Raw genomic sequence first — 283 nt, 5'->3', positions numbered from 1 at the left:
ATATTTATCCTTAAAATCTGAATGTCATATCGAATTCAACGTATAAGTTGTGTTCTCTGTCACCGTCATAAGGTCGTTTTTCCCAGCGTAGCGTTGCGCCAGCATCAATCACGTCATTCCAGCTAATACGTTGCCCGTAGCCGAGTTGGGTGACGACATCCGTGCCATAATGTTTTTGCCAGGAGGCACCAACACCTGCGCTGAAGATTTGCTCCCAGCTATTTTCATAGCTTCGCCATAACAAATGACTTGCCTCAAATGCCGGAACAATATCGAACGTTTT

At 44.9% G+C, this 283-nt stretch carries 1 protein-coding gene; it reads right to left on the bottom strand.

Features of this window, described 5'->3' with window-relative positions; genetic code table 11:
* Nucleotides 1-10: 10 nt before the first annotated feature.
* On the bottom strand, nucleotides 11-283 hold a 273-nt coding region (locus LZP73_RS20815; RefSeq protein WP_234236881.1), incomplete at its 5' end, for a hypothetical protein.

It is taken from the genome of Shewanella sp. AS16, assembly GCF_021412365.1.
Taxonomy (GTDB): domain Bacteria; phylum Pseudomonadota; class Gammaproteobacteria; order Enterobacterales; family Shewanellaceae; genus Shewanella; species Shewanella salipaludis.
The sequence above is the reverse complement of the archived record's forward strand: the minus strand, read 5'-3'. Positions and strand labels throughout refer to the sequence as shown.